This window comes from Microcella humidisoli (assembly GCF_024362325.1).
GTDB classification, from domain to species: domain Bacteria; phylum Actinomycetota; class Actinomycetes; order Actinomycetales; family Microbacteriaceae; genus Microcella; species Microcella humidisoli.
In genome coordinates this window covers 2433992-2443559 of sequence record NZ_CP101497.1, presented here as the reverse complement: position 1 = coordinate 2443559, position 9568 = coordinate 2433992, and the positions used below count along the sequence as shown (strand labels likewise).

10 protein-coding genes are annotated in these 9568 nt (G+C 73.6%); all 10 read left to right on the top strand.

All coding sequences use genetic code 11. The features are described 5' to 3' along the window. Positions 1 to 8 precede the first annotated feature (8 nt). Complete coding sequence (gene gmk, locus NNL39_RS11935) at positions 9 to 923, top strand: guanylate kinase (RefSeq protein WP_255160951.1); 915 nt, start codon at positions 9 to 11, stop codon at positions 921 to 923. Between the two features lie 62 nt (positions 924 to 985). Next, positions 986 to 1243, top strand: coding sequence for a DNA-directed RNA polymerase subunit omega (gene rpoZ, locus NNL39_RS11930; protein ID WP_255159496.1), 258 nt, complete (start codon positions 986 to 988; stop codon positions 1241 to 1243). A gap of 44 nt (positions 1244 to 1287) precedes the next feature. Then, positions 1288 to 2466: a bifunctional phosphopantothenoylcysteine decarboxylase/phosphopantothenate--cysteine ligase CoaBC gene (gene coaBC, locus NNL39_RS11925; protein ID WP_255160950.1), complete on the top strand. Its 1179-nt coding sequence runs from the start codon at positions 1288 to 1290 to the stop codon at positions 2464 to 2466. A 66-nt stretch (positions 2467 to 2532) separates the two neighbouring features. After that, positions 2533 to 3726, top strand: coding sequence for a methionine adenosyltransferase (gene metK / locus NNL39_RS11920; RefSeq protein WP_255159495.1), 1194 nt, complete (start codon positions 2533 to 2535; stop codon positions 3724 to 3726). A 1-nt stretch (position 3727) separates the two neighbouring features. Next, positions 3728 to 5788, top strand: a complete 2061-nt coding sequence (locus NNL39_RS11915; protein WP_255159494.1) for a primosomal protein N' family DNA-binding protein — start codon at positions 3728 to 3730, stop codon at positions 5786 to 5788. A 49-nt stretch (positions 5789 to 5837) separates the two neighbouring features. Continuing rightward, the gene (gene fmt / locus NNL39_RS11910) at positions 5838 to 6755 is read left to right on the top strand and encodes a methionyl-tRNA formyltransferase (RefSeq protein WP_255160949.1); all 918 of its coding nucleotides are present in this window, start codon (positions 5838 to 5840) and stop codon (positions 6753 to 6755) included. Further along, positions 6752 to 8170 carry an RsmB/NOP family class I SAM-dependent RNA methyltransferase gene (locus NNL39_RS11905; RefSeq protein ID WP_255159493.1) on the top strand — a complete coding sequence of 473 codons (1419 nt, stop codon included), beginning with the start codon at positions 6752 to 6754 and terminating at the stop codon, positions 8168 to 8170. Before fmt ends, NNL39_RS11905 begins: the two co-directional genes overlap by 4 nt. Further along, positions 8167 to 8847, top strand: coding sequence for a ribulose-phosphate 3-epimerase (gene rpe / locus NNL39_RS11900; protein WP_255159492.1), 681 nt, complete (start codon positions 8167 to 8169; stop codon positions 8845 to 8847). The genes NNL39_RS11905 and rpe overlap by 4 nt, the downstream gene beginning before the upstream one ends. A gap of 12 nt (positions 8848 to 8859) precedes the next feature. Next, complete coding sequence (locus NNL39_RS11895) at positions 8860 to 9228, top strand: FKBP-type peptidyl-prolyl cis-trans isomerase (protein ID WP_255159491.1); 369 nt, start codon at positions 8860 to 8862, stop codon at positions 9226 to 9228. 39 nt (positions 9229 to 9267) lie between these two features. After that, positions 9268 to 9531 carry a phosphoribosyl-ATP diphosphatase gene (locus tag NNL39_RS11890; RefSeq protein WP_255159490.1) on the top strand — a complete coding sequence of 88 codons (264 nt, stop codon included), beginning with the start codon at positions 9268 to 9270 and terminating at the stop codon, positions 9529 to 9531. The last annotated feature ends 37 nt before the right edge of the window (positions 9532 to 9568 follow it).

Below are 9568 nucleotides of genomic sequence, written 5' to 3'. Positions count from 1 at the left end.
CCACCCCCATGCCCGAGGTCGACCGTGCCGCCGCGTCGCGTGCGGCCGTGGCCGCCCGGCGGGCACGAGCGGCCGTCAAAGAGGCCGTGCGCGCGGGGGAGCGCACCGCGATCGACGTCGCGGAAGCGGCGTGGGCGGCGCCGGAGGGCCCCGAGGCGGGGATGCGCGTCGCCGAGTTGCTGGGAACGTTGCGGGGGCTCGGTCCGAAGCGCGTCGATGACGCACTCGAGATGCTGCGGATCTCGCCCGTCAAGCGGCTCGGCGGCCTCGGCCACCTGCAGCGGGACCGCCTGCGATCGTGGCTGCGCGCGCGCGAGGGCGTCGCGGGCCGCGGCCGCCTCGTCGTGCTCGCCGGCCCCACGGCGGTCGGCAAGGGCACGGTGGCCGGATACATCCGCGAGCACCACCCCGACGTGCTGCTGAGCGTCTCGGCCACGACGCGCGCGCCTCGACCGGGCGAGCGCGACGGCGTGCACTACTACTTCGTCGACGACGCGGGCTTCGACGCGCTCATCGACCGCGGCGACCTGCTCGAATGGGCGACGGTGCACAACGCCTCGCGCTACGGCACACCGCGGCCTCCCGTCGAGGCCGCTCTCGCGGCCGGGCGCAGCGTGTTGCTCGAGATCGATCTGCAGGGCGCCCGTCAGGTGCGTGCCTCGATGCCCGAGGCGCTGCTGGTGTTCCTGCAACCGCCCAGTTGGGAGGAGCTCGTGCGTCGGCTCGTGGGCCGGGGAACCGAGTCGGCCGAGGAGCAGGCGCGTCGGCTCGAGACCGCGCGGGTCGAGCTCGCGGCGCAAGACGAGTTCGACGAGCTCGTCGTCAACGACGATGTGCGCCGTGCGGCGCAGGAGGTCGTAGACTTGCTCACAGTGCCCAGCGGCGCAGCGCGACCGTCCGGTCGCGCCGGCTCGGCACGCTGACGAGACTGCGATACCGAGACCCGGGGCCATCGAGCGCCGGGCGGAACGAGAGCGAGAGACCCATGGCTGACAAGAACTCGGGCATTATCGAGCCCCCCATCGACGATCTGCTGTCGAAGGTCGACTCGAAGTACCAGCTGGTCATCTTCGCCTCGAAGCGCGCGCGCCAGATCAACGACTACTACGCCGACCTGCACGAGGGCAGCCTGTTCGACAACGTCGGCCCGCTCGTCGACTCGACCGTCGACGACAAGCCGCTCTCGGTCGCGCTGCACGAGATCAACGAGGACAAGCTCGTCCTGACCCGCCTCACGGACTAGGTCCGATCCGCATGGCCGCTGCGACGACGGATGCTCCGCGTCGACTGACGGTCGTGCTCGGCATCACGGGCGGCATCGCGGCGTACAAGGCCGTCGGTGTCGCCCGTGAGTTCGTCGTGGCCGGCCACGACGTGCACATCGTCGCGACGGAGGGCGCACTGCGCTTCGTCGGGCGTCCGACGCTCGAGGCGATCAGTCGCAATCCCGTGCACACCGACCTCTACGAGGGCGTCGCCGAGGTGCGCCACGTGGCACTCGGGCAGCGCGCCGACCTCATCGTGATCGCGCCCGCGACGGCCCACACGATCGCCTCGCTCGCGGCGGGGCTCGCGGGCGACCTGCTCGGCACGACGGTGTTGGCGAGCGCCGCACCCCTCGTGATCGCGCCCGCCATGCACACCGAGATGTGGGAGCACGCGGCAACGGTGGCCAATATCGCGACGCTGCGGGCGCGCGGGGTGACTATCGTCGGTCCCGACTCCGGGCGACTGACGGGCACCGACGTCGGCGCGGGGCGTATGACCGAGCCCGCCGCGATCGCGGCCGCCGCACTGGCGGTCGTCGGACCGCGAGATCTCGCCGGCCGCCGCATCCTGATCTCGGCCGGGGGCACGCGCGAGCCGCTCGACCCCGTGCGCTTTCTCGGCAACCGCTCGAGCGGCCGGCAGGGTGTCGCCCTCGCGGCCGCCGCCCTCGCGCGCGGCGCTGACGTGACGCTCGTCGCCGCCCATCTCGATGTCGCCCCTCCCTCCGGGGCGACCCTCGTCGAGGTCGGCACGGCCGCCGAGCTCGAGGCGGCCATGCGCGAGGGCGCCGCGCACGCCGACACCGTGATCATGAGCGCCGCAGTCGCCGACTTCCGACCAACCGTCGTCGCCGAGGGCAAGATCAAGAAGGATGCCGTGGGCGAGACCCTGCGCCTCGAACTGGAGCGCACTCCCGATGTGCTCGCGGGGCTCGCCGCCGCGCGGCGCCCCGGGCAGCGCATTGTGGGGTTCGCCGCCGAGACGGAGGCCGACGAGCAGCAGTTGCTGCGCATCGCGGCCGAGAAAGCCGCGCGCAAAGGCGTCGATCTGCTCGTCGTCAACAGGGTGGGCTGGAACGAAGGGTTCGGCGCTCCGACCAATGCCGTCATCATGCTCGACGGCGGCGGTAGCGTGGTGGCACGGGCCGAGGGCGAGAAGGCGACCGTCGCGCACCGTATCCTCGACCTGCTCGTCTAGCCGCGCATCCCGCCGCCCGCTGCACGCCGTCCACCCGCACGCCCGCACGATCACGACAGGAACCCCATGACCGCGCTGCGACTGTTCACCTCCGAGTCGGTCACCGAAGGTCACCCCGACAAGATCTGCGACCAGATCTCCGACAGCATCCTCGACGCACTGCTGGCTGCTGACCCGCACAGCCGCGTCGCCGTCGAGACCCTCGTCACGACGGGCCTCGTGCACGTCGCGGGCGAGGTCACGACGAGTGGCTACGTCGACATCCCGGGCATCGTGCGCAAGCGGGTGACCGACATCGGCTACACCTCGAGCGACGTCTGGTTCGATGGCCGCTCGTGCGGCGTCTCGGTGTCGATCGGCGAGCAGTCGCCCGACATCGCCCAGGGCGTCGACGCGGCCTTCGAGTCGCGAGAGGGCACGAGCACCGACGCCGGCGACGTTCAAGGTGCGGGCGACCAGGGCATCATGTTCGGCTACGCCACGACCGAGACCCCGCAGCTCATGCCGCTGCCCATTTGGCTCGCGCACCGCCTGGCCGAGCGGCTGGCCGAGGTGCGCAAGCAGGGCGTGCTCGACTACCTCGCGCCCGACGGCAAGACGCAGGTGACGATCGGCTACGAGGGCGCCGTGCCCCGCACGGTCGAGACCGTCGTGCTTTCGACCCAGCACCTGCCCTCGGTCTCGACCGAGCAGCTGCGCGAGGAGGTGCGGCGCGCCGTCATCGACCCCGTGCTCGAGGCGGCCGGGTTCGCCGCCGCTGCGCCGCGCGTGCTCATCAATCCGACCGGGCGGTTCGAGATCGGCGGGCCGCAGGGCGACGCCGGGCTCACCGGCCGCAAGATCATCGTCGACACCTACGGCGGGGCGTCGCGCCACGGCGGCGGCGCCTTCAGCGGCAAGGACCCGTCGAAGGTCGACCGCTCCGCCGCCTACGCCATGCGCTGGGTCGCGAAGAATGCCGTCGCGGCGGGGCTCGCCGATCGGCTCGAGGTGCAAGTGGCCTACGCGATCGGCACCGCCGCCCCCGTCGGCCTGTACGTCGAGACCTTCGGCACGGCGCACGTCGACGAGTCCCGCATCATCGAGGCGATCCGCACGGTGTTCGACTTGCGGCCGGGCGCGATCATCCGCGACCTCGACCTCCTGCGTCCCATCTACGCCCAGACGAGCACCTACGGCCACTTCGGCCGTGAGCTTCCCGGCTTCACCTGGGAGCGCCTCGACCGCGTCGACGCGCTGCGCGCGGAGGCCGGTCTTTAGCGTGTCCTCGGCATCCATCGCCCGGGTGCTGCTCGATTCGCCCCTGCCGCAGCTCGACCGGCTGTTCGACTACCGCATCCCCGACCGCTGGAGAGAGCTCGCGCAGCCGGGCGTGCGCGTGCTCGTGCCGTTGCGATCCGCCGGGCGACAGGCGAAGGGCTACATCGTCGAGCTCGCCGACGAGGTCGGCTACGAGGGAGTGCTGAGCGAGCTCGACGAGGTCGTCTCGCCCGCGCCCGTGCTCGACGCCGTGGTGTGGCGGCTCGTGCGGCGCGCCGCCGATCGTGCGGCGGGCGTCGCGAGCGACCTCGTTCGACTCGCGGTGCCGCCGCGGCAGGTGCGGGTCGAGAAGGCCTGGCTCGCGCGCCGTGCCGAGTCGGCCGCCGCAACCGCCGCCCGCGAGACCACGCGCCCCTCGGCGCCCGCCGTGACCGGCTATGCCGCCGAGTCCCTCGCCGCGGTCCTGCCCGGCGCGGGCGACCCGCTCGTCGCCGTCGGTACCGACGAGTCCGAGGCGCGCCGCCGCGTCGCCCTCACCGCCATCCCCACCCCGGTCGAGCTCGCCGATGGCTCGTGGGTGCCGGCCGCCCTGCGCACCCTCGCCGAACTCGCCGCGGCGAGCCTCGCCGCGGGCCGCAGCGCGATCATCAGTGTTCCCGACTACCGCGACCTCGACCACCTCTCGAGCTGCCTCGCCGCGCTCGCGCCCGCAGAGGACGTCGCCCGCATCGATGCCGTGCAGCCCGCGGCCGACCGCTACCGGGCATTCCTGCGCACGCTCGAGCCGCGACCAGTCATCGTCATCGGCAACCGGTCGGCGTTGCTCGCGCCCGCCCCCGCCCTCGGGCTCATCGCCGTCTGGGATGACGGTGACGGCCTGCACGTCGAGCCGCATGCGCCGGGCATCCACAGTCGCGATCTGGCGCTCCTGCGGCAGGAGGATGCAGGATGCGCACTCGTGCTCGCCGCCCACGCACGCAGCACCGACGTGCAGCGCCTGGTCGAGCTCGGGTGGATGTCCGCGGTCGAGCCGAGCGGCCGCTGGCGGCGCCGCATCACGCCGACGGCCCACCAGACGGCGCCCGACGCGGCCGCGGCGCGGGCCCGCATCCCGTCGAGTGCGTGGCGCGCCGTCGCTGACGCCCTGCAGCGCGGTCCGGTGCTCGTGCAGGTGGCTCGGCCCGGCTACGCGCCGCGCCTGGCGTGCGTCGACTGCGGCGAGACCGCCCGCTGCACGACCTGCCGCGGTCCGCTCGGCATCCCGCGCGCGGGTGCCGCGGCCTCGTGTCGCTGGTGCGGCGCGCTCGCGGTCGGGTGGCGCTGCGCGACGTGCGAGGGGGAGCGTTGGCGCACGGTGGGGCAGGGGTCTGTGCGCACGGCCGACGAGCTCGGTCGAGCCTTCCCTGGCGCCCGCGTCGTGGTCTCCGACGGCGCGACTCCGCTGCAATCGGCACCGGCCGGTCGCACGCTCGTCGTCGCGACGCGCGGCGCTGAGCCGCTCGTTCCGGGCGGCTACCGCGCGGTGCTGCTGCTCGACGGCGAGGGGATGCTCGCGCGCGAGAGCCTGCGCGTTGTCGAAGACTGCGTGCGCTCGTGGTGCAACGCGGCCGCCCTGGCAGCCCCCGACGCGCCCGTACTGCTCGTCGGCGTCGGTGGGCCTGTCGCGACCGCGCTGGCGACGGGCAGCCCCGAGCGCATCGCCGCGAGCGAGCTCGCCGACCGCCGCACGCTCCGCTTCCCGCCCGCCGTGAGGGTGGCGGCGCTCGCGGGCACACCGGAGGCCGTCGCGCGCGCGACCGCACTGCTCGACGACCTCGACGGCGTCGACGTGCTCGGCCCCATCGAGCTCGACGAGGGCCGCGTTCGGGCCATCGTGCGCCTCGACTACGGCCGTGGCGCCGAGGTCGCCGGGCTGCTCAAGGCCGAGCTCGTTCGCGGTGCGACCGCCCGCGCCCCGCGGGTGCCGGGAGCGCCGCCGCGGCGCCGCGTGCCGGCGCTGCGCGTGCGGTTCGACGACACCGAGCCGTTCGACGACCCGACGGGACGCCCGCCGGGTCCCTGAGGCGGTCGAGCCGCGTGCGGGCATCCGGTTGAATGGGGGCATGCCCGCGCTGCGTCTCGTCGTCGCCGGCAGCCCCGAGGCTGCCGTTCCCTCCGTGACGACCCTCGCGGCGAGCGAGCACGAGGTCGTGCGGGTCATCACCCGCCCGCCCACGCCGCAGGGTCGCCGACGGGTGCTGTCGCCGACCCCCGTGGCGGTCGAAGCGCAGCGACTCGGCCTGCCCGTGCTCGAGGCGCGGCGCCTCGGCGAGATCGAGTCCGAGCTGCTGCCGCTGGCCGTCGATCTCGGCGTCATCGTCGCCTATGGGGCCCTCGTGCGCCCACCGCTGCTCACGTGGCCCCGCCTCGGCTGGATCAACCTGCACTTCTCGCTGCTGCCGCGCTGGCGCGGCGCGGCCCCCGTGCAGCACGCGATCATCGCCGGCGACGCCGAGACCGGGGCGACGGTGTTCCAGTTGACCGAGGGCCTCGACGAGGGCGAGTGGTTCGCGCGCCTGACGACACCGATCGGCGCACAGCGCACGGCCGGCTCGCTCCTCGACGAGCTCAGTCGGTCGGGAGCCGATCTCGTGCTCGAGGTCGTCGATGCCCTCGCGGCGGGAACGGCCGTCGCGCGGGCGCAAGAGGGCGAGGTGACGCTCGCGCCCAAGCTCGAGCGCGACGATGCCGAGCTGCACTGGGCTGAACCCGCGGAGGCCGTGCACGCGCGGCTGCGGGGCGTCACGCCCGAGCCGGGCGCCTTCACCCGCTGGGCGGAGCAGATCATCAAGATCCACGAGGCGGCGATCGCGCGGGATGCTGCGCCCCTCCCGCCGGGACGGGTGCGTCGCACGGGCGGTCGCGTGCTGGTCGGCACCGCGACGCACCCCCTCGAGCTGCTGCGGGTGCAGCCCGCGGGCAAGCAGTCCATGCCCGCAGCGGACTGGGCCCGAGGGCTGCCCGCCGACCGCGAGCCGGTGTTCACGTGACCGACCGGCCGCAGTCGGAGGGGTCGCGAGCCCGGGCGCGCACCACGGCGACGCCGCGCCAGGTGGCCTTCGACGTGCTGCGTGCGGTCGCCGACGACGATGCCTATGCCAATCTCCTGCTGCCGCCGCGCCTGCGCCGTGCGCGGTTGACGGGAGCCGACGCGGCCTTCGCGACCGAGCTGACCTACGGCACGCTGCGTCGTCGGGGCCATTACGACCGGGTCATCGCTCTCGCCGCGAGTCGGGAGATCGGCGCGATCGATCCCGTCGCGCTCGACGTGCTGCGGCTCGGGGCGCACCAGCTGCTCGGCATGAGCACGCCCGCCCACGCTGCCGTCGGCGAGACGGTCGAGCTGACGCGCCGGGCACGCGCCGCCCGAACGACCGGGTTCGTCAACGCTGTGCTGCGCACCATTTCGCGCGACGACGACGCGACCTGGACCGGGCGCCTGCTCGAGGGGGTCACCGACTCCGATGAGCGCGCCGGCGTCGCGCACGCCCATCCTCCGTGGCTCGTGGGGGCGCTGCGCACAGCCCTCGAGCGGGAGGGTCGGGGCGCCGAGCTCGAGGCGCTGCTCGTGGCCGACAATCTGCCGCCCCGCGTGACGCTGGCGTCGCTTCCGGGGCTGAGCGGCCCCGAGACGCTCGGCGAGCGCACGTCCTACTCGCCGGTCGGCGCCCGATCGGCGGCGGGCGACCCCGCCGCGCACCCCGCCGTCGCCGCGGGCTCCGCCCGGGTGCAGGACGAGGGTTCGCAGCTCGCGGCGCTCGCGCTGTCCCGCGCGCACCCGGTAGGAGCGGGGGAGCGCTGGCTCGACCTGTGCGCCGGTCCGGGCGGCAAGGCCGCGCTGCTCGCCGCCGAAGCCCGCGCGGCCGGCGCCGACCTCGTCGCGAACGAGGTCGTGCCCGCGCGCGCCGAGCTCGTCCGCCGGGCGCTGCACGCGGTCGATCCCGGCGTCGAGGTGCGCGTCGGAGACGGCCGCGCGATCGGCGCGAGCGAACCGCGCGCCTTCGACCGCATCCTGCTCGACGCCCCCTGCACGGGACTCGGGGCCCTGCGCCGCCGACCCGAGGCCCGCTGGCGCAAGACCGAGGCCGATGTCGCCCCGCTCGCCGCGCTGCAGGGCGAGCTGCTGCGCAGCGCGCTCGCGGCGCTGCGGCCCGGGGGAGTGCTCGCCTATGTGACGTGCTCGCCGCACCCCGACGAGACGACCGCGATCGTGGATGCCCTCCTCACCGAGCGCCCCGACGAGGTCGCCCCGCTCGACGCACGGGCCGTGCTCGCGGGGCTCACGCTCACCCCGCTCGATCTCGGCGAGCTGCCGCATGGAGCCGCGCAGCTCTGGCCGCACCGGCACGGAACCGATGCGATGTTCATCCAGCTGCTGACGCGCCTCGCTACGCTGGCGACGTGACCGTGCGCATCAATCCGAGCATCCTGTCGGCGGACTTCGTGAACCTGCAGCGCGATGTCGAGCGCATCGCGAGCGCCGATCTCGTGCACGTCGACGTCATGGACAACCACTTCGTGCCGAACCTCACCTTCGGTCCGCAGATGGTCGGTCGGCTGCAGGCGATCGCGCCGATTCCGCTCGACGTGCATCTCATGATCAGCGATGCCGACCGGTGGGCACCCGGCTACGCCGAGCTCGGGGCGTTCTCGGTCACCTTTCACGCCGAAGCCGCGAGCGATGTCGTCGAGACGGCGCGCGCGCTGCGCGAACGCGGCAGCCGCGCCGGACTCGCGGTCAAGCCCGGCACCGCGATCGAGCCGTACCTCGAGCTGCTGCCCGAGTTCGATCAGGTGCTCGTCATGACAGTCGAGCCCGGTTTCAGCGGGCAGTCGTTCATGGCCGAGACGATGCCGAAGCTGCGCACGCTGCGGCAGGCCGTCGAGCGCCACGGGCTCGACGTGTGGCTGCAGGTCGACGGTGGCATCGCGCTCGACACGATCGGCATCGCGGCCGAGGCGGGCGCCGACACCTTCGTCGCCGGGTCGGCCGTGTACGGCCGCGACAGCGTCGAGGCCGCCATCGCCGAGCTGCGCTCGGCCGCGGAGGCGCACTCGCACGGAACGCCCGGCCGGGTCTGATTGGATGGACGTATGAGCCAGAACACGAAGCCCGAGATCGACTTCTTCGAGGGACCCGCGCCCACCGACCTCGTCATCACCGACCTCGTCGTCGGCACTGGCGCCGAGGCGGCCCCCGGGTCGACGGTCGACGTGCACTACGTCGGCGTCGAGTTCGAGACGGGCGAGGAGTTCGACGCCTCGTGGAACCGCGGATCGTCGATCAACTTCCCGCTCGGCAGCCTCATCGCCGGCTGGCAGAAGGGCATCCCCGGCATGAAGGTCGGCGGTCGCCGCCAGCTCGTCTGCCCGCCGCACCTCGCCTACGGTCCCGCCGGCGGCGGTCATCGTCTGTCGGGCAAGACGCTCGTCTTCGTCATCGACCTGCTCGGCGTCTCCTAACCGCGCGAACGCACGGCACCGGCCCGGTAGCCTGGGCCGGTGAAGACTTTCGACGCGCTGTTCGCCGAGCTGAGCGAGAAGGCGCGCGTGCGCCCCGAGGGCTCGGGAACCGTCGCGCAACTCGATGCGGGCATCCATGCGATCGGCAAGAAGATCGTCGAGGAGGCCGCCGAGGTGTGGATGGCCGCCGAGTTCCAGACCGACGAGCAGACGGCCGAAGAGGTCTCGCAGCTGCTGTACCACCTGCAGGTGCTGCTGCTGGCGAAGGGCCTCACGCTCGACGACGTCTACAAGCACCTCTAGACCACTTGCGGCCCGGCACGGGCGCGCCAACACCGAA

Coding starts and splice junctions, on each gene's coding strand:
- gmk (WP_255160951.1), top strand. CDS start 9: ATGCCCGAGGTCGACCGTGCCGCCGCGTCGCGTGCGGCCGTGGCCGCC.
- rpoZ (WP_255159496.1), top strand. CDS start 986: ATGGCTGACAAGAACTCGGGCATTATCGAGCCCCCCATCGACGATCTG.
- metK (WP_255159495.1), top strand. CDS start 2,533: ATGACCGCGCTGCGACTGTTCACCTCCGAGTCGGTCACCGAAGGTCAC.
- NNL39_RS11895 (WP_255159491.1), top strand. CDS start 8,860: ATGAGCCAGAACACGAAGCCCGAGATCGACTTCTTCGAGGGACCCGCG.